Source organism: Shewanella mangrovi (genome assembly GCF_000753795.1).
GTDB lineage: Bacteria > Pseudomonadota > Gammaproteobacteria > Enterobacterales > Shewanellaceae > Shewanella > Shewanella mangrovi.
On record NZ_JPEO01000004.1, the window covers coordinates 182,062 to 205,018 of the forward strand.

The 22,957-nt window shown below is 49.7% G+C and carries 23 protein-coding genes; 18 read left to right on the forward strand and 5 right to left on the reverse strand.

Annotation, left to right across the window (positions count from 1 at the left end; translation table 11 throughout):
• The first annotated feature begins 28 nt into the window (after positions 1-28).
• Positions 29-1,753, forward strand: a complete 1,725-nt coding sequence (poxB, locus tag HR45_RS08245; RefSeq protein ID WP_037441784.1) for a ubiquinone-dependent pyruvate dehydrogenase — start codon at positions 29-31, stop codon at positions 1,751-1,753.
• A gap of 53 nt (positions 1,754-1,806) precedes the next feature.
• On the opposite strand, the gene HR45_RS08250 is transcribed toward poxB, so the two are convergent.
• Positions 1,807-2,406, reverse strand: a complete 600-nt coding sequence (locus HR45_RS08250; protein WP_037441786.1) for an NAD(P)H-dependent oxidoreductase — start codon at positions 2,404-2,406, stop codon at positions 1,807-1,809.
• A 291-nt stretch (positions 2,407-2,697) separates the two neighbouring features.
• Here HR45_RS08250 and HR45_RS08255 point away from each other — a divergent pair, with 291 nt between their 5' ends.
• Together HR45_RS08255 and HR45_RS08260 are read left to right on the forward strand one after the other, a co-directional pair.
• On the forward strand, positions 2,698-2,949 hold the full coding sequence (locus HR45_RS08255; protein ID WP_037441985.1) for a DUF2999 family protein: 252 nt from the start codon (positions 2,698-2,700) through the stop codon (positions 2,947-2,949).
• Positions 2,950-3,105: 156 nt separating this feature from the next.
• Positions 3,106-3,324, forward strand: a complete 219-nt coding sequence (locus HR45_RS08260; protein ID WP_037441787.1) for a hypothetical protein — start codon at positions 3,106-3,108, stop codon at positions 3,322-3,324.
• A 65-nt stretch (positions 3,325-3,389) separates the two neighbouring features.
• Here the strand turns inward: HR45_RS08260 and HR45_RS08265 are convergent, their stop codons facing one another.
• Complete coding sequence (locus HR45_RS08265) at positions 3,390-3,986, reverse strand: class I SAM-dependent methyltransferase (RefSeq protein WP_037441987.1); 597 nt, start codon at positions 3,984-3,986, stop codon at positions 3,390-3,392.
• Positions 3,987-4,189: 203 nt separating this feature from the next.
• On the opposite strand from HR45_RS08265, the gene HR45_RS08270 reads away from it, so the two are divergent.
• The 15 genes from HR45_RS08270 (at position 4,190) to fdxB (ending at position 17,561) form a co-directional block, all read left to right on the forward strand.
• On the forward strand, positions 4,190-4,498 hold the full coding sequence (locus HR45_RS08270) for a hypothetical protein (protein WP_037441789.1): 309 nt from the start codon (positions 4,190-4,192) through the stop codon (positions 4,496-4,498).
• Between the two features lie 550 nt (positions 4,499-5,048).
• Positions 5,049-6,221: a hypothetical protein gene (locus tag HR45_RS08275; protein WP_037441792.1), complete on the forward strand. Its 1,173-nt coding sequence runs from the start codon at positions 5,049-5,051 to the stop codon at positions 6,219-6,221.
• Positions 6,208-6,570, forward strand: coding sequence for an STAS-like domain-containing protein (locus tag HR45_RS08280; protein WP_037441793.1), 363 nt, complete (start codon positions 6,208-6,210; stop codon positions 6,568-6,570). The genes HR45_RS08275 and HR45_RS08280 overlap by 14 nt, the downstream gene beginning before the upstream one ends.
• Positions 6,563-7,069 (forward strand): hypothetical protein, encoded by a 507-nt coding sequence (locus HR45_RS08285; RefSeq protein WP_037441795.1) that lies wholly within the window; start codon positions 6,563-6,565, stop codon positions 7,067-7,069. The genes HR45_RS08280 and HR45_RS08285 overlap by 8 nt, the downstream gene beginning before the upstream one ends.
• 166 nt (positions 7,070-7,235) lie before the next feature.
• The gene (locus HR45_RS08290) at positions 7,236-7,709 is read left to right on the forward strand and encodes a GNAT family N-acetyltransferase (RefSeq protein ID WP_037441797.1); all 474 of its coding nucleotides are present in this window, start codon (positions 7,236-7,238) and stop codon (positions 7,707-7,709) included.
• 621 nt (positions 7,710-8,330) lie between these two features.
• Complete coding sequence (gene nifH / locus HR45_RS08295; RefSeq protein ID WP_037441799.1) at positions 8,331-9,206, forward strand: nitrogenase iron protein; 876 nt, start codon at positions 8,331-8,333, stop codon at positions 9,204-9,206.
• A gap of 48 nt (positions 9,207-9,254) precedes the next feature.
• Positions 9,255-10,721, forward strand: a complete 1,467-nt coding sequence (gene nifD / locus HR45_RS08300) for a nitrogenase molybdenum-iron protein alpha chain (protein ID WP_037441801.1) — start codon at positions 9,255-9,257, stop codon at positions 10,719-10,721.
• A 74-nt stretch (positions 10,722-10,795) separates the two neighbouring features.
• Positions 10,796-12,367 carry a nitrogenase molybdenum-iron protein subunit beta gene (gene nifK, locus HR45_RS08305; RefSeq protein WP_037441804.1) on the forward strand — a complete coding sequence of 524 codons (1,572 nt, stop codon included), beginning with the start codon at positions 10,796-10,798 and terminating at the stop codon, positions 12,365-12,367.
• Positions 12,368-12,436: 69 nt separating this feature from the next.
• Complete coding sequence (nifT, locus tag HR45_RS08310) at positions 12,437-12,658, forward strand: putative nitrogen fixation protein NifT (RefSeq protein WP_037441806.1); 222 nt, start codon at positions 12,437-12,439, stop codon at positions 12,656-12,658.
• 12 nt (positions 12,659-12,670) lie between these two features.
• Complete coding sequence (locus HR45_RS08315) at positions 12,671-13,360, forward strand: NifB/NifX family molybdenum-iron cluster-binding protein (protein ID WP_052074606.1); 690 nt, start codon at positions 12,671-12,673, stop codon at positions 13,358-13,360.
• A 1-nt stretch (position 13,361) separates the two neighbouring features.
• On the forward strand, positions 13,362-13,637 hold the full coding sequence (locus tag HR45_RS08320; protein ID WP_037441809.1) for a DUF6129 family protein: 276 nt from the start codon (positions 13,362-13,364) through the stop codon (positions 13,635-13,637).
• A gap of 228 nt (positions 13,638-13,865) precedes the next feature.
• Positions 13,866-15,320, forward strand: a complete 1,455-nt coding sequence (nifE, locus tag HR45_RS08325) for a nitrogenase iron-molybdenum cofactor biosynthesis protein NifE (RefSeq protein WP_037441811.1) — start codon at positions 13,866-13,868, stop codon at positions 15,318-15,320.
• Between the two features lie 10 nt (positions 15,321-15,330).
• Positions 15,331-16,710, forward strand: a complete 1,380-nt coding sequence (gene nifN, locus HR45_RS08330; protein WP_037441814.1) for a nitrogenase iron-molybdenum cofactor biosynthesis protein NifN — start codon at positions 15,331-15,333, stop codon at positions 16,708-16,710.
• A complete protein-coding gene (locus HR45_RS08335) occupies positions 16,707-17,198 on the forward strand; it encodes a NifB/NifX family molybdenum-iron cluster-binding protein (protein ID WP_037441816.1) in 492 nt (163 codons plus the stop codon). The genes nifN and HR45_RS08335 overlap by 4 nt, the downstream gene beginning before the upstream one ends.
• A gap of 78 nt (positions 17,199-17,276) precedes the next feature.
• Positions 17,277-17,561 (forward strand): ferredoxin III, nif-specific, encoded by a 285-nt coding sequence (gene fdxB / locus HR45_RS08340; RefSeq protein WP_037441818.1) that lies wholly within the window; start codon positions 17,277-17,279, stop codon positions 17,559-17,561.
• A 417-nt stretch (positions 17,562-17,978) separates the two neighbouring features.
• On the opposite strand, the gene HR45_RS08345 is transcribed toward fdxB, so the two are convergent.
• The 3 genes from HR45_RS08345 to HR45_RS08355 all read right to left on the reverse strand — a co-directional run bounded on the left by HR45_RS08345 (position 17,979) and on the right by HR45_RS08355 (position 22,822).
• Positions 17,979-18,224 (reverse strand): DUF6868 family protein, encoded by a 246-nt coding sequence (locus HR45_RS08345; RefSeq protein WP_037441820.1) that lies wholly within the window; start codon positions 18,222-18,224, stop codon positions 17,979-17,981.
• 431 nt (positions 18,225-18,655) lie between these two features.
• Positions 18,656-20,179, reverse strand: a complete 1,524-nt coding sequence (locus HR45_RS08350) for a carboxylesterase/lipase family protein (protein WP_052074607.1) — start codon at positions 20,177-20,179, stop codon at positions 18,656-18,658.
• A gap of 216 nt (positions 20,180-20,395) precedes the next feature.
• Positions 20,396-22,822: a glycoside hydrolase family 3 C-terminal domain-containing protein gene (locus HR45_RS08355; protein WP_037441825.1), complete on the reverse strand. Its 2,427-nt coding sequence runs from the start codon at positions 22,820-22,822 to the stop codon at positions 20,396-20,398.
• Between the last annotated feature and the right edge of the window lie 135 nt (positions 22,823-22,957).

A 22,957-nucleotide genomic window follows, 5' to 3' on the forward strand; every position in this document is an offset into this window, starting at 1 on the left:
ACTGGCTCCAGACAGTGGAGTATGTTGTATGAGTCAGAGCGTCGCACATTTTATTGCAGAAACCCTCTCACAAGCTGGTGTTAAACGGATGTGGGGAGTCACCGGAGATTCCCTCAACGGCATCAGTGATAGTCTTCGCAAACTGGGTACCATCGAATGGATGGGCACTCGCCATGAAGAAGCCGCTGCCTTTGCTGCCGGTGCTGATGCACAAATTTCCGGTGGGTTATCTGTGTGTGCTGGTTCTTGTGGCCCAGGTAATATGCACTTAATCAACGGCTTGTTTGATTGTCACCGTAACCGTGTTCCTGTGCTCGCCATTGCCGCCCACATTCCTTCCGCCGAAATCGGCACTAACTATTTTCAGGAAACTCACCCGCAAGAGTTGTTTAAAGAATGCAGCGTCTTTTGTGAGTTACTCTCCAGCCCAGAGCAGATGCCCTACATGCTGGAAACCGCCATGCGCCAAGCGATTTTACATCGCGATGTCGCCGTGATTGTGCTGCCGGGTGACGTGGCTTTGAAGGCGATGCCAGAAGGCGTTAGCCCCAAATGGAGCCTGCCTGCACCGGCAATCTACACCCCAGCAGCGGCAGATATCGAAGCCTTAGCGCGTGAACTCAATGGCAGCAGTAAAGTGACGATTCTGGCGGGGGCGGGTTGCGCTGGTGCGCACGACCAAGTGGTGGCGCTGGCGTCGAAACTGCAAGCGCCGATTGTGCATGCGCTGCGCGGTAAAGAATATGTCGAATACGACAACCCTTATGATGTGGGCATGACCGGACTGATCGGCTTTGCCTCGGGTTATCACGCCATGCGTCAGGCCGATACTGTGTTACTACTGGGCACGAGTTTCCCTTATCGCGCTTTCTATCCAGAGAAAGCCAAAATTCTGCAGGTGGATAACAACCCGGCAGCGTTGGGGCGGCATGTGCAGATTGACCAAGGCGTGCTGGGCGATATTGCCGCGACTTTGGATGAATTGGTGCCGCAAATTGATGATGGCCGTTCACGGGCGCACTTAGATCAGTGCCTGAAGAACTACCATGAGGCGCGCAAAGATCTGGACGATCTGGCCGATGGCAAAACCTCACATAACCTGATCCACCCGCAGTATTTAGCGCGCTTGATCAGTGAAAAAGCCGCTGAAGATGCCGTATTTACCTGCGACGTCGGCACGCCAACGGTGTGGGCTGCCCGTTATCTGCAAATGAACGGCAAACGCCGCTTAATTGGTTCCTTTAACCACGGTTCTATGGCGAATGCCTTATCTCAGGCAATGGGCGCGCAGGCGGTTGACCGCAAACGCCAAATCGTTGCCATGTGTGGTGATGGTGGCTTCTCGATGCTGATGGGCGATTTGTTGTCGCTAAAGCAGCTCAATCTGCCGTTGAAAATTGTGGTGTTTAACAACCGCTCTTTAGGCTTTGTCGCAATGGAGATGAAAGCGTCCGGCTACCTCTCCAGCGATACCGATTTGGATAACCCTAGCTTTGCCGCGATTGCGCAAGCGTGTGGCCTGAAAGGTATTCATGTCAGTAAACCCGATCGTTTAGATGCGGCAATGACTGAAGCCTTTGATTATCCGGGCCCAGTGGTGATTGAGGTTGATACTGCGAAACAAGAGCTGGCAATGCCACCGCAAATCAAGTTTGAACATGCCAAAGGCTTTAGCTTGTATATGATGAAAGCCATCATCAATGGCCGAGGCGATGAGCTGGTGGAACTGAGTAAAACTAACTGGTTCCGTTAGATCTTAGAGACCATAAAAAAGCAGCCGCTGATGTGCGGCTGTTTTTGTTGGCATCATTGCTGTAAACGTTCAATTAAGGCCTGTTGATATTCCGCCAATTTGCTGCCGGAAATGCTCTGAAACGTCAACGGTTCCAGATAAGTCATGCCCGCATGAATCGCGCTGGCTTTCATCGGCCAAAATACATCGGCGAGGCTGATCCTCAGACGGCCATTTTCGCCATAGGTTGAGCTGCCGCCAGCGGCGGTGGTGACAATCATCATCTCTTTGCCCTGCCATAATCCCGGACCGACATTGCCCCAAACATCGTTCATGTAGGCCTTCATCATCGGCGTAATGTTGAACCAATGGGTCGGAAATATAAACACAATGCGCTGATGTTGCCGAGTCAGTTCACGCTCTTTGGCGGCATCAATCGCGCGGGTATCAAAGCCATACAAGGTTTCCAGATTGCGCACAGTGACACCTGCAACGCGCTCCGCCGCCTGTTGCATACCTTTGGTCATTCGTGAACGCTCGGGGTAGGGGTGAGACACAATCACCAGCGTACTGACTGCCGCCTTGTAAGCCTTATCGGCAGCGAAGGCCGACAGTGAACAACAGAGACTGAGCGCCAGTAACAGCATCAGGTTAATGGGGGAGGTTCGAGACATAACAGCTCCTTTGCAGTTGATTTCCTTATTTGGGGACTCGCTGCTAGCCGTGGTTCAACGGCGATAGCAGTGCATCGACCCTAAAAGGGCAAAATGAAATTTGCCTGAAAATCATCAGTGTTGCCGCTGTAATTGGCGCTATAGGCAAGATATCGGCAAATTCAGGCAATCGCGGCTTACTGTTGATTGCCTCAGTTTGTCGTTGGCGATATCACACCACGCTACACCTGCGTTTGGCGCAATGCTAAACTGGGGCCTATTTCGTTAAATGCGTACACAAAAGGTGATGTTGTGAACCCCATTATTGCGCTGTTAAAAGAGAACAATATTAGCAACGAGCAGATTGGCGAGTTGTTTCAAACCCTCACGCAAAACCCACTGGCGGCGATGGCGATTATTGGCCAACTCGGTCTGCCGCCTGAAAAGCTGCAACTGTTGATGGGGCAGGTGATGCAAAACCCTGCGCTGCTCAAAGAAGCGGTAGAAGAGCTGGGATTGGACTTCTCTAAAGTAGAAGCGGCCAAGGAACAGATGAAGAAGTAAGTTGTCACTTACTTTTCAGCACTAAAAAGGCCATTACGCGCATGCGAATGGCCTTTTTGTTTTAGTAAAAATCTATTAACATCATTGAGTTGTGATGGTATAGATATGCAACTTACTCATACACCTATTGCAAATAACTAAAGGAATAGTGAGCAGATGAAAGCGATTAAAGGATTAATGCTGTTGGCGTACATCGCAATTGTGGTGGGTTGTTACCTTCACTTTACTGCCTCCGCTGTGAACACCGAACAGCGAAGCGAGCTTGAACAACAGCTTGCCCAAGCATTTGAAGAGCAGGGTTATATCGTGAACTATGTCTCCGCTAAAGTTTGTTACGGTGTCACGCCATTGCGCTATTGTACCAAGATGGATTGATATCCAACGCGCTTGGTTTAATGCTTGAATTTACCGCGCGGCTTGGTAGCGAAGCACACCGAAAATCACTTGCATGCATCGCGTTTCGCCATCAGTTGTACCACAGCACCGGTGCCGGTGTGTTTGTCGCCTTCGATAATATCGCGTTCGACTTCGGCGAGATGCAGGATTTGCGCATCAGCAAAATCACTAGCGAGGGCTTCGGGCTCCAGCAGCAGATCGAGCATTTTCGGGCCGCCGGTGCCAAAGGCCAGTTGCCGTGGGGTGTAGCCTTCCAGCAAAAAGACTCCATTCTTCTTTAACCCTTGTAGCGCGCGTTGGTGCACTTGTTGTCTGAGGCTGCTCGGTAAATGGCAGAACACCGACACAATGCCATCCCATTGTTCTGTGCCAAATTCAAACTCGGCCAGATCCGCATGAATATACTCGACGGATACCTCTTGGCTAGCGGCCAGTTTGGCGGCTTTGGCTAACCCGACTTGAGATAGATCGACCGCGGTCACCTGATAGCCTTGTTTGGCAAGAAACACTGAGTTGCGGCCTTCGCCATCGGCCAAACACAGCACTTTACCTTGCGGCAGTTGCTGCACGTTCTCGGCTAAAAACTGATTTGGCTCAGTACCATAGACATAACTGTCGCTGTTATAAACGTCATCCCACATAAATAAGTTTTCCTTTCTAGCGCAAAGCGCATGCGCTGCTGCGCGCATATTATGAATATTTTCTAATATATCATTCTGCGCCAAGTTTGCGATGGTTTCATCATGCATTGGATTTTTACGCGACATCAGCCGATATCACGGTAAAATGTGCGCCTTATACGCGCTGCGCCGCAAGTTAGGCTTCAACCATTAGGCTGCAAACCATGAAAAAGCTCTCTAAAGTACAACTCAAACAACAAGCCATAGTGCATGCGGTGGCGGATGCCCTTGAAGCGCAAGCCCGTGAAGAAATCCCCGGCATGCTGCAATGCTGGTTCAATATGGAATATCAGCTATTCCCCGGTTCGCTGCTACTGCGATTCCAGTTCGACAATGAGCAAGCGTTAGCCGCCGCCGAACCCGAGTTACCCAAGTGGCAAAAGCGCCTCAGCGTTGCGATGCTGAAAAAGGGCATTGTGCTCAAGGATATGCGGAAGAATCTGGTGTTTACCCTAGCGGGTCCTGAGGATTAGGCTGTTTGGATGCGCGAAACGGTTTTCGCGCTTTTGTTGTTGGTGTTGCTTGCAGCTGCGGTGTTTTGTCTGCTGACAACTAAGTTGCCTGTTCGTTTTGTCGTAGTAAATCGCCTGCAGCGGGCTTATGCACAGACGATCCAGTGACACGCTGTGAACCCATCCATGGGCGCTCGATCCTCGGCGTCCTGCCTCGGACGGTCACTGGTTCATCTGTGCTTGGAATTCACGGAGTATACCCGCCGACATTCATGTTGTTTTCGATTTCATCATGGCGCTTCTGGTTTGCCATCCTCGCAAATCACCCATTCCTTACTATCCCTTCGAGCCATCAACGTACAGGATGTACTAATGCCGTCGAGCACACGGATGTGCACAAATGCTGAATATTGTTTGTAGGTTTTGAATGTTGATATCTAAAAATATACATGGCAATACTTGAAAAAATCGAAGTCACCCATATTAAAAAGTTATATAGATAAATAATGCAAAATATTTTAGAATAAATTTAAGTGTTTTTGGATATGTTGTTCATGGAAGTTTACGCGTAATGAAAAAACAATTACAGATAAATGACAGGGATCAATCAAAACGTTATTTCAACATAGAGCGAAAGAAACATAAAGGCAATCATCGTTCAAAAGAATATGATAATGTTATTTTGCAAAACTTAGATAGTATTGAAACTATTTTTGGTACGCCTGTTTTACTTGTTCCAGAAATTTTTGATTTATCTAAAAAGGATTTAAATGATGAATTGTCACATTTCTTTTTTATTTTGAATGAGTTGCTTCAAAAGTATCATCATATATATATATCTTTTAAAGAGACCCGTCTAGTCCGATTGCCAATGTTTTTGATGATGGTAGCTATAAAAGATAAATATGCATCAAAAATATCTATTATTTGGTCGAAGGATTATAAAGAGGTAAATAGATTGGTTAGTAGTGCTGGTCTGCATTTATCAAAATCAGAGAGAAGAAAGATGATGTTTGATGAAAAATGTCATCAATTACCCGTAATAAGTGGGAGTAACTTTGAGTTTACAACTCTTTCGGACGATCTCATGGATGCTATTAACGATAAATATTATGATGGTAAAATTTCTCCAAATACTGAGCAAAAGATTTCACAAGCTATTATTGAAACCTTAGAAAATGTCGGACGTCACGCTTATCCAAATGAAGTGTTAGAGGAAAATAAAAAATGGTGGTTAATTTGTTCTATTGGCTATAATGATAACTTAGATGACAAATATATGTATCTTGCCATCTATGATCGCGGAAGAGGAATTCCTCTGTCATTTGAAGATAGTAAAGTATTTCAAAAGAGAGTAAGGATGCATTACCCTGTAGAGTATACTGCGCTAGTGAGAGATGGTATCAGTGATAATGAAAACAAAAATGGGCGGTTAAGACAGTTAGCTCGAAGTATGAAAGCTTTTGTAAGTCCTTTAAGAGAGATCGTAGGTGACTCAGGAATGATTTATGCCTCTATGATGCATGATATTACTAGAATTGAAGATGAAAACCATGGACAAGGAAGTGTCTCTATTAAGGATTTGGTAACAGAAGATGAAGATAGTAATTTGTTGATATTTAGTTCTAAAGGCTGTTATCAGTACAACAAAGGTGATAATGAGGAGCACGTTAGGGTTGAGATGACCAACGAGTTTCAAGGTACGTTGTTACAATGGAGTATAAAATTAGATGAACTCTGTTAATAATGTAATAAATATATCTGTTGTGAAGGATTTTCACAATAAACCGAAAGGAAGATATGCGGATGATGCTCCAGGTTGTGAGAAAACAGCCGGAGAAGTATTTCGTAAAAATATATTATTAGATGCTATTAATAATTATGAGAAAGTTATTGTTGATTTATCTGGTTACAATCGTTACGGTCGCTCATTCTTAGATGAGGCTTTTGCTGGGTTGATATCTAGGGAGGGTTTGACCAAGGATGTATTAGACTCCAAGTTAGAGGTGAAACATGATTCGGTTCCTAAGTTTTTAGAAATAATTAATGAAAGGATTGAGGCAGCAGAAAATAAGCGGTTAAATCATGAGTGATATTTTTACTTTTCAATGGATATTTGTAAGTTGGATTATCACTTTAATAATCCATCATCATACTCTTAAGCGCGCTGCTATTTCTGATAGTAAGGATGGGCTAATAGATCTATTAAATAATTTATCTATGTTAGACTGGCTAAAAGATGAAAATTTTTCTTTATTAACTGAGGAGAAATTCAATACAAAAATATCTAGAATAAGATGGAGAATCAAACAGTTAAATGAACTTTCATCGTGTATCATTTTGAGTGAGGATTCTATAGATCCACTTCTTGATTTTGATGTTGAAAAATTTCTTTCTGATGATATTTCTACTAATGAAAAGAAAGACTTTAAATTTCAACTGCAAAATCATTGTGATGATCTCATCGATTTGTTGGAAGAAAATTACTTCAACAAAGTTCTTAAGTGTAAAACATTTATTTTTAAATCTTCTCGGAGTTCATGGATAGGGTTAGTTCTATTGATTTTGTTGGTTGTTCTGATTTCTGCTTGATATTATATTTTAGAGATATCTTTGGCAATTATCAAAAATTGATTTTTAACTTTTTTGAAAGTGGAGAGTGAAATATGAATCGGTTTAATTGTCAAAGCCAAACCAACTTTTGACTAACCTCACCCATCCCTTATATAAAGAATGCTCAAACCACTTGGAGCATTCGATGCAAATCACTATCGACCCGTTGACCTCTGCCGACATCATCGGCCTGCTGCAACAACACTTGGATGACATGTACGCCACATCTCCCGCCGAAAGCGTGCACGCGCTGGATTTGGATAAACTGCGCCAGCCGGATATCACCTTTTGGAGTGCCAGAAAAGACGGCGAACTGCTGGGATGTTTAGCATTGAAAGTGCTCGATAGCGACCACGCGGAATTGAAATCGATGCGCACCGCACCCGCCGCCCGCGGTAAAGGCGTCGCGTCAGCTTTGCTCCAACATGCACTGGTACAAGCCGCCGAGCGTGGCATTCGCCAAGTGAGTTTAGAAACCGGCACCATGGACTACTTCGCCGCCGCCCGCAGCCTCTACCGCAAATTCGGCTTCGTTAGTTGCGAGCCATTCGCTGATTACACCCTCGATCCCAACAGCGCATTTATGACGCTGCATTTACAGCAACTTGTCACTGAGTAAACAAGACTGCTTTTAACAGGAATTAAACCCAACGACCAATTCAGCGGTTGTACTTCGAAATTCCCAGCACAGTTGAACCAGTGACCGTCCGAGTTATGGCCTTCCTCGCACATCCATGTGCTCAACGGCATTACTGCATCCATCCACGTCGATGCTGGCAGGTGTACTCCGAAATTCCTAGCACATGCGGACTTGTGGCCGTCGCCAGCATGGATGCTGGCGTCGAGCTTACACGGATGTACTTGCAGCGTGCCACAAGGATGCGTGTGCATAAGCCCGCTGCAAGCGATTAACCACATTAAAACTATCAGGCATCGTCAGTGCCACATGGAATAAACCAACTCCCAAACACCACCAGAGCGAAGCTCAGGATGACACCGGTCATCCATCAACCAACCCTCAACAACCAAAGCAAATTACAACAACTTGCTAACAAACAAACTTGTTTCAAACACGACAAACACACAGTTGTTTGTTCGAGTGTTACTCCCATTGTTCGCCATGCGACAATAAAAATATTCAATAAAAACATGCCGATATCATGTTTTCCCCGCCTTGGCGCAGTTTTCGCACACACCCCTTCGAATTGTTTATTCAAAACATCCTGAGGAGGGAATCATTATGGCAATTCGTCAATGTGCGATTTACGGCAAAGGGGGTATTGGTAAATCTACCACTACTCAGAACCTAGTAGCGGCACTGGCCGAAGCGGGTAAGAAAGTGATGATCATCGGTTGTGACCCTAAAGCGGACTCAACCCGTCTGATCCTGCACTCAAAAGCGCAAAACACCATCATGGAAACCGCAGCAGAAGCTGGTTCAGTGGAAGATATCGAACTGGAAGATGTACTGAAAGTCGGTTACGGCGATGTACGTTGCGTTGAGTCAGGTGGTCCAGAGCCAGGTGTGGGTTGTGCTGGCCGTGGTGTTATCACTGCGATCAACTTCTTGGAAGAAGAAGGCGCTTATGAAGAAGACCTCGACTTCGTATTCTACGACGTATTGGGTGACGTGGTGTGTGGTGGTTTTGCGATGCCAATTCGTGAAAACAAAGCACAAGAAATCTACATCGTTTGCTCTGGCGAAATGATGGCGATGTACGCGGCAAACAACATCTCTAAAGGTATCTGTAAGTATGCGGCATCTGGCAGCGTACGTTTGGCAGGCCTTATCTGTAACTCACGTAACACTGACCGTGAAGATGAATTGATCATGGCATTGGCGGCGAAAATCGGCACGCAAATGATCCACTTCGTACCACGTGACAACATCGTACAACGCGCTGAAATCCGTCGTATGACGGTTATCGAATACGACCCTAAGTGTAAGCAAGCTGACGAATATCGCGCGCTGGCACAGAAAATCATCAACAACACCATGTTCGTGGTACCTGAGCCTTGCACCATGGATGAACTGGAAGATCTGTTGATGGAATTCGGCATCATGGAAGTCGAAGACGAGTCAATCATCGGTAAGACAGCAGAAGAGCTGGCTTAATCGCGAAGGTGATTTCTTTTTCTAGCATAAACCCAAGAGGAACATGCGATGGAGATGAATAAAGAACAAACCCAGGCCTTGATTGACGAGGTGCTGGAAGTCTATCCGGAGGCGGCCCGCAAAGATCGTGCTAAGCATATGGCGGTGAACGATCCTGCAAACCCTGGCAGCAAATGCATTACCTCCAACCGTAAATCTCAACCTGGTGTGATGACCATTCGTGGTTGTGCTTACGCAGGTTCTAAAGGTGTGGTTTGGGGCCCGGTGAAAGATATGATCCATATCTCTCATGGTCCTATCGGCTGTGGTCAGTACTCACGCGCTGGTCGTCGTAACTACTATACCGGTGTGACTGGTGTAAACGCGTTCGGCACACTGAACATCACCACTGACTTCCAAGAACGTGACATTGTGTTCGGCGGTGACAAGAAGTTGGAAGCGGCTATTGATGAACTGGAACAACTGTTCCCACTGACCAAAGGCTTGTCTATTCAATCTGAATGTCCAGTCGGTCTGATCGGTGATGACATTGAAGCGGTTGCCAAGAAAAAAGGCGCTGAGCTGGGTAAAACCATTGTGCCGGTGCGTTGTGAAGGTTTCCGCGGTGTGTCTCAGTCGCTGGGTCACCACATTGCTAACGATACCATTCGCGACCACGTATTGGCGCCAAACGAAGGCAAAGAGTTTGAAACCACAGAGTATGACGTGGCCATTATTGGTGACTACAACATCGGTGGTGACGCTTGGTCGTCTCGTATCATCCTTGAAGACATGGGCCTCCGCGTTGTGGCGCAATGGTCTGGCGACGGTACGTTGGCCGAAATGGAAAACACCCCTAAGGTCAAATTGAACCTGGTGCACTGTTATCGTTCTATGAACTACATCGTACGTTACATGGAAGAGAAGAACGGTATACCTTGGGTTGAGTACAACCTGTTTGGCCCGACCAAGATTGAAGAATCTATGCGCAAAATCGCCGGTTTTTTTGATGACAAGATCAAAGCGCAAACCGAAGAAGTGATTAAACGCTATCGCGCCCAGTGGGAACAAGTCGTCGCTAAATATCGTCCGCGTCTGGAAGGTAAATCAGTGATGTTGTATGTCGGCGGTCTGCGTCCACGTCACATCATCGGTGCCTACGAAGACTTAGGCATGGAAATCTGTGGTGCCGGCTATGAGTTCGCGCATAACGATGACTACGTCAAAACCACCCCTGAAATGAAAGATGCGACCTTGCTGTTCGATGACGCCAGCGCTTACGAACTCGAAGAGTTCGTCAAGAAGCTGAAGCCAGATCTGATTGGCTCAGGCGTTAAAGAAAAGTACGTGTTCCAAAAAATGGGATTCCCATTCCGCCAAATGCACAGCTGGGATTACTCAGGCCCTTACCACGGTGTTGATGGATTCGCCATCTTTGCCCGCGATATGGATCTGACCCTGAACAACCCATGCTGGAAGAACATGCAGGCGCCTTGGACCAAAAGCGACGCCGCGGAACTGGCCAAAACTGCGTAATGGCAGTGTGAAGCAGTAACGATTGATAACCCGAGCCGGAGTTCACGGATTAGTGGCACGGTAGGAGAATAGTCATGACGCAAAAAGTTGAAGATATCAAAACTGGTTATGCGTTATTTAAGCAACCAGAATATCAGGAGCTGTTCGCTGGCAAACACGCGACTTTTGAAGAAGCCGTAGAAGAAGCCAAAGTCAAAGAAGTCTTTGACTGGACAACCACCAAAGAATACCAAGAGATTAACTTTAATCGTAAGCACGTCACCATTGACCCTGCGAAAGCCTGTCAGCCATTAGGCGCAGTGCTGTGTGCGCTGGGTTTTGAAAAGACCTTGCCCTATGTGCACGGTTCACAAGGTTGCGTGGCTTACTTCAGAACCTATTTTAACCGTCACTTCAAAGAGCCTGTTGCCTGTGTATCAGACTCGATGACTGAAGATGCAGCGGTATTTGGCGGCCAGAAAAACATGTTTGCTGGTCTGCAAAACGCCTATGCACTCTATAAGCCTGAAGTGATTGCCGTTTCAACCACCTGTATGGCAGAAGTTATCGGTGACGACTTGAATGCGTTTATCGGTAACGCCAAAAAAGAAGGTTACCTGCCAGAAAGTGTGCCAACCCCGTTTGCGCACACCCCAAGTTTCGTGGGCAGCCACGTGACCGGTTGGGACAACATGTTTGAAGGTATTCTGCGCTATTTCACTCTGAACGAGATGGACAGCAAGGAAGTGGGCAGTAATGGCAAGATTAACATCGTGCCTGGCTTTGAAACTTACCTTGGCAACTATCGCGTGATCCAGCGAATGCTCAAAGAGATGGACGTCGATTATTCCTTCCTCTGTGATCCATCCGAAGTGTTGGATACACCGGCAGACGGTGAATATCGTATGTACGCGGGTGGTACTAAAGTGGACGAGGTGAAAGACGCCCCGAACGCGATTGCGACCATCATGCTGCAACCTGATCAAATGACCAAGTCTACCAAGTTCGTCAAAGACACCTGGAATCAAGAGGTCCCCGCACTCAACATCCCAATGGGCTTAGAGTGGACCGATGATTTCCTGATGAAGGTGTCTGAACTGACCGGTAAGCCAATCCCTGCATCGCTCACCAAGGAACGTGGTCGTTTGGTCGACATGATGACCGACTCACACACTTGGTTGCATGGGGTCACTATCTCTATTTTCGGCGACCCTGATTACCTGCTGGGTATGTGCAAACTGCTGACCGAACTCGGCTGCGAAATCAAGCACGTACTGTGTCACAACGGTAACAAGCGCTGGCGCAAGAAGATGGAAGCACAACTGGCAGAAACGCCATATGGTGCTGATGCGCAAGTGTTTGTGGGTAAAGACCTGTGGCACTTCCGTTCACTGATGTTTACCGAGAAGCCAGATCTGATGATTGGTAACTCTTACGGTAAGTTCATTGAGCGTGACACCAAGGCCAAAGGTGCCGAGTTTGAAGTGCCATTGGTACGTATCGGTTTCCCAATCTTTGACCGTCACCATCTGCATCGCAGCGCCACGTTGGGCTACGAAGGCGCCATGTACGTGCTCACTACGGTAGTGAACGAAGTGCTGGCCAAGCTGGATCGTGAAACTTCGGACTTAGGCAAAACCGACTACGCGTTTGACTTAGTTCGCTAAGCCACAAGCCAGCAGTCCTTGGGCTGCTGGCTTATGTTTTATGGCAGCAACCCAAATAAAGGAATCACCATGGCAAATGTAATGATTCAGTACAACGAGCAGGGGCAATTTTGTCTCTATCTGCCCAAGAAAGATTTGGAAGAGGCCATTACCCATTTTGAGTTTGACGAGGATGAGCGCTGGGGTGGTGAAGTCCATCTGGCGGATGGGGCGATCTACTACATAGATCCGATGCCGTCCCGGCCTAAATTGCCGATAACGGTGCGCGCCAAAAGGTTACAGGCAGCCTAAGGAGGAAGGGCAATGGCACGATTTATTTCTGATGAAGCAGCGTTGCGGGTCGCCATGGCCAGCCGTAATCTGCCCGACATTGAACTGGTTTCGCTGTTAGGCCTGCTAGTGCAGCACCTTGGCGAACCTTTGACTGAAGATAAGCTGGCAGCACTGTCACCTAAGGCGTTTCGGCTGATGGTGAACTCGCTGTCGGAAACGCCGACCCGCAAAGATGTCAACGAAGCCTTGGCGACCTTGACCAACAGCGAAGTGGCGGCAGTTGATGCACCTGAAATTATCGATGTACCGCCGTTGCCCGGCCCTAAGCTGACCGTGGCGATTACCTCTAACCAAGGCGAAATGATCAACGGCCATTATGGCTCCTGCCTGCGAGTGTTGATCTACGAAGTGAATCACGCTGAACACCAGCTGGTGGATATTCGTCAGGTCGAATCAGGGCTTTCCGGTGAAGCCCGCGCCGAACATATGCTGACGCTGTTGAAGGGCTGTCAGATGTTGTTCACCCTGTCGATTGGCGGCCCTGCTGCCGCGCGAGTGACCCGTGCCAACATCCATCCAGTGAAAAAGCCGGTACCGGAAGAAGCCGCCGTTGCTATGCAAAGCCTGAGTGCAGTGATTGCTGGTAATCCACCACCGTGGATCCGTAAATTACTGGGCTTACCAGACGTCGTTCCGGCGATGGCGTTGGAGGAGGACTAGCATGTTGTCTGCGGCACAAGAGCGTATTTCCGCTATCGGCGACCGAATCGCGGCTCACTCAGTCATCAACGAACAGGTGTTGATTGATATGCGCAGTGAATTCCCCACACTGAAATTTACTCTGTGTTTCGAGGATGATCTGGGTGAGCGCGAGCCTTACATCAGTTACCCAAGTTTTGATCTGCATTTAATGCAGTTGCGTCCCGGCAGTTGCGCCGGATTAACCTTTTCGCCCGAAGAATGCTCCGGCATTGTGGTGGCGTTGCATTTGGATTGAGCATCTTGATTGAGCCAATTGTTTGAAGATAGCCACTATCGGATAACGTCGCTTGCGGCTTTGTCGTCTTTCCGACAAAGCCGCCTTTTTTTGTGTCAGTTGTAAAACTGACAATCTATCAAAAACAATAGCTTAACTCTTGGCGTTCTATTTGCACCTTCTTGCACACACTGCCACTCACATTGTCCATACCTATGTGAGTGACGCCCGATGTAAGGAGTGAGTGCCATGAAACCATCAGAGATCCGCCTACTTCAGGATGAGCCTGCCTGCGAACATAACAAAGGCAGTAAAAGCGGCTGTGCACGGCCCAAGCCTGGCGCCACCGCCGGCGGCTGTAGTTTTGATGGGGCGCAGATCAGCCTGCTGCCGATTGCCGATGTCGGCCATATCGTCCACGGGCCAATCGCCTGCGCGGGCAACAGCTGGAACAATCGCGGCACCCGCGCCGTCGGCTCGAACCTATTCCGCCTCGGCTTTACCACAGATTTAAACGAGCAAGATGTGATTATGGGCCGCGCTGAAAAGCGCTTGCTGCATGCCATCAAGCAGTTGATTGAAGAACACAATCCACCGGCAGTGTTCGTTTACATGACCTGTGTGCCCGCGTTGGAAGGCAACGACATTGAATCGATTTGCAAACTGGCGGCAGAGCGCTGGCATAAACCGGTGATCCCGGTTGATGCCGCCGGCTTTTATGGCAACAAAAACCTTGGTAACCGCATTGCGGGCAGTGTGATGGTCAAGCATGTGGTCGGCACCGCCGAGCCGCCAGCAAAGCCGCTGATGAAGCACGACCCTTCGCGCAAAGTGCATGACATTGTGTTGATTGGTGAATACAACATTGCCGGAGAGTTTTGGCATGTGTCACCGCTGTTTGAAGAGGTGGGGCTGCGGGTACTGTGCTGTATGGCGGGCGATACCCAGTTTCATCAAATTCAAACCATGCACCGCGCCGATGCGGCGATGGTGGTCTGTTCACGGGCGCAGATTAACGTGGCGCGTTTATTAGAAGAGCAGTGGGGCGTACCTTGGTTTGAAGGCAGTTTTTACGGCATTGACGACACTTCAGCGGCGTTGCGTGGTTTCGCCAAACTGCTCAATGACGACAAGCTGACCGCGCATGTTGAGCAGGTGATTGCCCGTGAAGAAAGCCGGGTGCGTGAGGCGCTCAAGCCGTTTCGCGAGCAGCTGCAAGGTAAACGGGCACTGCTCTATACCGGCGGGGTGAAGTCATGGTCGGTGGTCTCAGCGCTGGGCGAACTCGGCATTGAAGTGGTTGCCACTGGCACCAAAAAATCCACCCAATCTGACAAGCAACGCATTATCGACATTATGGGCGAAAACGCTTTGATGCTGGATGAAGGCGGTGCGCGACAACTGATCAGCACCTGTCGTCAGCACAATGCCGACTTAATGATTGCTGGTGGCCGCAACATGTACACCGCCCTGAAAGCCAAGCTGCCGTTTCTAGATATTAACCAAGAACGTCACCACGCCTATGCCGGATATCAAGGGATGATCACCCTTGCCGAAGAGCTCGTGCGCACGCTGAATAGCCCGATTTGGGGCGCGGTCAGAAGTGCCTCGCCGTGGGACGCTAGCGCCGATAACTCGGCGGCACTCACCTCATTAACGCCTGATCTGAGTGCGGATCTGGCGGCAACAGATTTCAATGCATAAGGAGCAGCGCATGGCGACCATTACTAAACAAAATACGCCGCTGGTGACCCAGCCGCTGAAAACCAGTCCCGCGACCGGCGCGACTTTGGCCAGTCTCGGCATCAACCGCTGTATTCCGCTGTTGCACGGTTCGCAGGGCTGTGGCGCTTTTGCCAAAGTGTATCTGATCCAGCATTTGCGCGAGCCGATTCCGCTGCAAAACACCGCCATTGACCAAGTAGCGGCGGTTATGGGCGGCGATGACAACCTGTTTGAAGCCTTAAAAACCCTTTGCAGCAAAGAAGCGCCTGAGATTATCGCGGTAATGACTTCTGGCTTGACCGAAATGCAGGGCACGGATACTTACCGCGTGATCGCCGATTTTAAACTGCGTCACCCAGAATTTGCCGCCACGCGCATTATCAACATGGCCACGCCGGACTTTAACGGCTGCATGCAAACTGGCTTTGCCGCCTGTGTCGATGCTTTGGTGCGTCAGCTAGTGCAGCCGCCATCAGGCAGGCAGCGGGCACGCAAACAGCTCAATGTGCTCTGTTCAGTGGGCATGACCAGCGCCGATATTGAAACCCTGAAACGCTACCTCGATGCCTTTGAACTGGATGCGGTGATGGTGCCGGATCTGTCGCTGTCACTCGATGGTCATCTGGGCGATGACGATTTCTCGCCGACCTCGACCGGTGGCACCTCGGTGCTCGAAATCGAGCAGATGGCGGACAGCGCCGCCACCTTAGTGCTGGGCGGCTCGTTGATGAACACCGCCAACTGGCTCAAGCAACGGTTTGATATTCCAGTGATTAGCTGCGACATGGGTATGGGCATGAAAGCGATGGACAGCTTAGTGATGCAATTGGCCAAGCTCAGCGGTAAGCCGGTTCCCAGCTGGCTCAGCCGGGCGCGGCGCCGTTTGCAAGATGCCATGCTCGACTGCCATTTTGTGCTGAGTAATGAGTCAGTCGGCATCGCCTTGGAGCCTGATCTTGCCATCGGTTATTCGACCTTACTCAGCGAAATGGGCATCAAGCAACCGCGAATCGTCACCACGGTGGATATGGCGGGACTGGCCGATTTGGATGCGGCGGAAGTGATCATTGGCGATATCGCTAGGCTTGGCCAAGTGGCGCCGCAACTCAAGTTGGTGATCAGTAATAGCCACGCCGCTGCCTTGTTTGAACCCGAAACTCCTGTGCTGCGCGCCGGTTATCCGTGCCATGACCAGTTCGGCAATATGGATCTGCGCCAGTTTGGTTACGAAGGCAGCCGTGAGCGTTTATTCGCGCTGGCTAATCTTGTGTTGCAGCATCATCAAGATGAAGTGACACCCCATATCAGCAGCTATCGTTTTGGCGCCGAGCATGTGATGCCGGTGGCCACGGCTAAGGAGCGCGCATGAGCACTTTTCACGGCCACTCAGAACGTAAATTACACATTGAACCGCAGCCGCGCGAAGGCAAATTTCCGCTAAAAGTCGCCTTTGCCACCGGTAATCGTCGCCAAGTGGAGCAACATTTTGGTAGCGCCCGCGGCATGTTGATTTATGGCGTGGATAAAAACGAATGGCGCATTTTGGAGGCGATCGAATATGCCGAAGGCGAGCAGCGCGCCCATGATCGATTGCCAGCGCGGATCGCCGATCTTGCTGAGTGTGCCGCGGTATTTTGTAACGCCTGTGGCGCGTCGGCGATTCGGCAACTACTAGAGCGCGGCATTCATCCGGTCAAAGTGGCTGAAGGCGTGGAAATTCACTCTTTGCTGCAAGAGTTACAACAGGAGTTACAGGGCAAACCGATGGGCTGGCTGGCGCGTTCGCTCAAGCAAGTGCAGCGCGCGCCAAGCGGTGAGGCCGAACGTTTACAGGCATTGATGGATGAAGAGTGGTAAGGCGCCGAAAAGGGCGCATACAGATTTTGATTCACAGTTTTTATAAGAAAGTCGCAACATAAAAAGGGAGCAACAAAAATGAGTAATGTCGTGGGTTATACCCGTGGGGGCGCCGAGTGGGAACCGCAGTATATCGAGGCAATTAACCAAGATAGCTGCATCGGCTGTGGTCGCTGCTTTAAGGTCTGTTCACGTAATGTGTTTGATTTGGTTGAAAAAGAAGATGCCGATGAAGACGATCTTTACGATGAAGAAGTGATGATGGTAATGGAAATTGCCGATGCCGATGATTGTATCGGTTGCCAAGCTTGTTCAAAGGTGTGCCCAAAAGGGTGTCATAGTTTTGCGGCAAAAGCTGCGTAGCGGATTTGGTTGCTAAGCTATCGTTTAGCTTTTGGTGTATGGCTGGCGCCATACAAAGCTGCGCTTTGGAAAGTCGTGGAACTACTCGTTCCACACCAGAGCCAAGGGGCGATGCTCGTCCCTCGCCCCTTGGAACCCCGACGACGCCCCACGTCGCGAATCGCTCCGGCGCTTCTGGTTTGTCATCTGCGCAAATCGCCGCCAACTCGGAATCCATTCCTCGGCGCGGCTTCGAGGCATCGACGTACAGGATGTTCTAATGCCGTGGAGCACATGGATGTGCAATAACGGTGAATGCCCCGATTGCTTGATGCCTGCCCAACGCACCTTCGCCGCGCCAAGGGGGAGTGGTGTTGCCTGATCGTGCTTAATACACCTGTCGAATATGAGTTATTGGAGCGTAGTTAAAGATCTGCCTCAGTTTGAAATGATGAGCATGGCGAGATAGGGCACTAAGTTGAAGACAAAAATCAGCAATTTATATGTGCCGAGGAAGCCGTATAACACCAACGAAATTTGCTCTGGTGCTAAGCCAAACATCTGTCCATGGAAGCGGAAAATCAGCGATTTGAAACTGCTGACCATCAGCGCTGAAAACATCAATAACCCGACGTTTATCAGCGTCATCCATTGAAAGAAATCAACCAGTTGAGTCAGTGACATAAGCCGACAACTCCTTCGCGAAAGCATAAGGAAATTATAGTTGTTATTCTGGTTTGCAGGCTGTATCTCGTAATCTAATGAACTTCGAATCCTCGGTAATTTGTACAATGCGCACTAACTTTGCGGGCGTACTCCGAGAATTTCCAAGCACATGTAGACTGGTGGCCGTCGCCAGCATTCGCCGTTCTCGCACATCCATGTGCTCCACGGCATTAGTACATCCATGCGCTTCGATGCTGGCGTCGAGCTTACACGGATGTACTTGCAGCGTGCCACAAGGATGCGTGTGCATGCGCCCACCGCAGGTGATTTAGAACCTTGAACATTCAAACACTATTACAACTTCAAGAAACTTCAAAGTTCGCGGCAACCCCATTTATCGCGGCGCGATAAATCCAATAAGCGACGGTGAAAACCGTCGCAATCCTCAACTATCCCCGGGCATGTTGAAAAAACAGATCAATTGCTTCGAGTTGCTCAAGGTTAGCTACTGCGCCAACGGTGGGCTCTGGGGTGAAGTGCAACACTTGTGGGGCGGCGTTATCCCATGCTGGCCATTCAGGCAAACCGGCACTATTGGGATTGCCGGTTTTGGCAAAGTTCACCCAATAGCTCGACATGGTATCGGCCAGTTGTTGGTCTGCCGCTGTCCATGCTCGTGGCGGCGTGAGCAGATCAAACACGTATGACATTTCCGCCGCATGGGTTGGGCCAAAGCTTGGCATGTTAGGAAACGCTGGCGGGGTGTGGTTGAAGTAGTAGCTGTACACCGCGCCGGTGCCGGTTTTGCTTTGCAGTTTGGCCCAAGTCCAGCTGTGCCACGCAAAGGCGAGATCGCGGAACAGGTTTTGTTGCGCGGTTAACGCTTCTGCGTCGTTACTGGCGGGATACGCCTTAAAGCCGATGTCGCTGTCAGCGCCGAATTGCGCTTTCAGCAGTTGTTGGAATTGTGCCAGCGTAGTTTGTTGAAAGAACAGCGAACCTTCGGCGGCATTGGTACCAATCAGAATCGGCGTGTCGTTTTGTTGGCCGTTTTCGTACAAAGTGATCGGATCGTCGGCAATCACATAGCCATCAAACACCGGCCAAGAGGATTCCAGCACCAGCTCGCTTTGGCGCGGGACTTTTTCAAGTAGTTCTTCGGCGGGCAGGGCGCGCAGCTCTGCCAGCGATAATCCCGCCGATTGGCTAAATTGTTGGCCCATAGCTTCGGCGGTGGCGAGTGGTTTCACGCTTTGGGCGATATTGCCGTTGGCGACGGCATTGGCAAATGAGGCGCCACTTTCGGCAATCGCTTTATGGAACAGGCCGTGTGCCAGCGGTGATGCAGCAAGTAAGCTGACTGAAATAGCCCCGGCGGATTCGCCCATAATGGTGACGTTGTCAGCCGAGCCGCCAAAGTGATGAATGTTTTGCTGCACCCATTTAAGCGCGGCAACTTGATCTTGCAGGCCATAGTTGCCAGAAACGCCGTGGGCGTTTTCGGCCGATAATTCAGGATGGGCAAAAAAGCCAAGCGGCCCCAAACGGTAGGCGATGCTGACGAATACCACGCCTTTTTTAGCGAGGTTTTCACCATTGAAAATCGGTTGTGCGGTGGAGCCAAACGAGTAGCCGCCGCCGTGGATCCAAACGATCACCGGCAGATCTTTATTATCATCGCTGGCAGGCGACCAGATGTTTAAGTAGAGGCAATCTTCATTGCGCGCTTGGCCGGGCACATCGGTAAAGGCGCTGGAAAGTTGCGGGCAGGCGGGCGCAAATTCGACCGCAGCTTTGATGCCTTGCCAAGCTTCAGCTGGTTGCGGCGCGCGCCAGCGGCGTTCACCCACCGGCGGCGCGGCGTAAGGGATGCCTTTAAAGATTGCGAGTTGATCTTGGCGGGTTCCGGCGATTTGCCCAGTGTGAGTATTGGCAACAGGTTGCTGGCGATCATTAACTGAAAACAGCGGCATAAATGGCATCCTTTCGATATGAACATTCACGAAATATACCGCGTTATCAAACTGATGTATCAGATGATGAACAGCTTTTAATGATCCGCTTGCTGAAAAAACTGCATCTAGCTAAACCGTAACAGCGCTGACGTATGGCAATAAAAAAGAGCAACCTGTGTTGCTCTTTTGGTTTGCCAATTAGGGACTATTTTCCCAATTCGTGATTATGTTGCATCACTTCACCATGGCTAAGGCGCCATGGGTGGTGTGCGAAACCACAATCTCTTTATCCACATGGATTGTTAGCGGTTTGACCTTGCTGACATCAGCTGATGGCGCCACGTACAGCTGATAATCTCCGGCTTCAACAATCCACTCGTCGCGGCTTGGATCAAAGCTGGCTAGCAGTTGCGATGTGACCTTGAGTTGCACGGTTTCACTTTTACCGGCTGGCAACAACGCGGTTTTGCTAAAGGCTTTTAGCTCATACGCCGGTTTAGCGAGTTTGGTTTGCGGCGCGGCCACGTACAGTTCAACCACTTCTTTACCGGCCACTTTGCCGCTGTTGGCGATGGTGGCGCTGACGCTCAGCTCGCCGGCCGCACCTTGTTGGTTAAGGCTGTTGTGGCTGACTTTGATATCGCCGTAGCTAAATTGGGTGTACGACAAACCAAAACCAAACGGATACGCCACCGGTTGTTTTTTAGTGCTGTAATAGCGATAACCGACCAACAAGCCGTCGTCGTAATTGACGATGTTCATGTCAGGATTGTGTTTATCCGGTTGGCCGGGAAAGCCTTTCGCTGATGGCACATCTTGGTATTGCACCGGAATGGTCTGCGCCAATTTGCCGCTTGGGTTGACCTTGCCTGAGAGCAGATCCGCCACCGCATAACCGGTTTGTTGGCCGCCCATGTAGGCCAGCAAAATGCCGTCTACTTTATCCTGCCATTCATGCGTATCGACCAAGCCGTTGATATTGAGCACCACAGTGACGGTTTTGCCCTGTGCGTGGAATGCTTTAGATACCGCATCAATCAATGCTAACTCGTGTTCGCTCAGCAGGTAATCGCCACGGCTGTTGGTGCGGTCTTCGCCTTCGCCTGCTTGGCGGCCGATGGTAAAGATGGCGGCATCATCGGTTTTAGCGGCATTGGCGATCAGCTGTTGTAGCTCGCTGTTGCCGGCCACGGCAGGTTCTTCCGCCATCGGGAATTTGCTCAGCAAGCCTTGTTGGTCGTGCTTGTTTTGCTGCCAGTAACTTTGATAGTAGGCGCTCACTTGTGGATTGACTTTAAACTGCTCTGCCAAGCCTTCAGCGATGGTGGTGGCTTGGGCTGAGTTCACTTCACCGCTGCCGGTGCCGCCTTTGAGGGTATTAATTTGTACGGTACCGAACGAGGCCAGTTTGCTGCCCGCAGCATACGGCAATGCGTGGGCGGCGTTTTTCAGCAACACCATGCCATCCGCCGCCGCTTGGCGCGCCAGTTTGGCATGGGCGTCTAAGTCTGGATTGTTGTCATACGGCAAATGTTTAAATGAAGGCGTTTTTTGAATTTGGGTCAAAATCGCCAGCGCGCTGCGGTCGATGTCGGCATCGGTCAGCTCGCCACTTTTGTAGGACGCTTGCAGATCGTCTTTTAAGCCGCCTGGCTCAATCAAATCGTTACCAGCTTTGATCTGCATGGCAGCGGAGTGATGGTCGGCATCAGTGATATAACGTTTAAAGTCAGTGGCTAAGCCGTAGACGTTGCTGGCGAACCAGTCTGACATCACTAAGCCGTTAAAGCCCCATTCGTTGCGTAGTACGTCGGTGAGTAAGTCCTTACGTTGGCCGGTGTATTTGCCGTTAAGCAGGTTGTAAGAGCTCATCACCGCCCAAGGTTGCGCTTCTGTCACCGCGATTTGAAAGCCGCGCAGATAGAGTTCGCGCAGCACCCGTGGCTCAACAATTGAGTCACTGAAGAAACGGTTGGTTTCGGCGTTGTTGGCGGCAAAGTGTTTGATGGTGGCGCCAACGCCGTTAGATTGCACCCCGCGCACTAACGCGGCGGCCATTTTACCGGCGATGACGGGATCTTCTGAATAGTATTCAAAGTTGCGGCCAAGTAGCGGGTTGCGCTGAATGTTCATCCCCGGTGCCAGCAGAAAATCGACGCCGTAGCGTTTCACTTCATCGCCTTCGGCTTTGCCCACGGCTTCAACCATGTCGGTATCCCAGCTTGATGCTAGCAGTGAACCAATCGGCCAGCTGGTGGCGTAAAAGGTTTGCTCGGTGCCGTCTCGGGTCGGTTTGATGCGCAGGCCAGCAGGGCCATCGGCCAGTTTGATAGCGGGAATATCAATATGATTGTTCTTCACACCATTGATATAACCGGCTACGCCTTCAACCGCGAGTTTTGGATCGAGATTTTTGGCGGGATTACCGGCGTAGGTGGTGAGATCCATACCCGGGCCTGCGAGCAGATCGAGTTTTTCATCCAGCGACATCTTGGCCAGTAACGCCTTGGCTTGTTGGCGGTAGGCGTTTTCAGTCTGCTGATATTGGCTGCTTTGTGGTTGTGTTGTAGGGGCTGTGTCCGTTTCCATACAAAAACCTGTTTGGCTTGCCATACCCAGCGCGACCGCAGCGCAGGTAAGGCTCTTCTTAAATTGAGACAAGTTACACTCCATTTGCTGATGGGATCAGCTACATCGTTAATGAAGTCGGCAATGTAATTATTATGGTAATTGCCGAAGTGCGAATGGTATTGCGACATCATCAATATCAATGATTGATGATGTAGTGCCACTGTA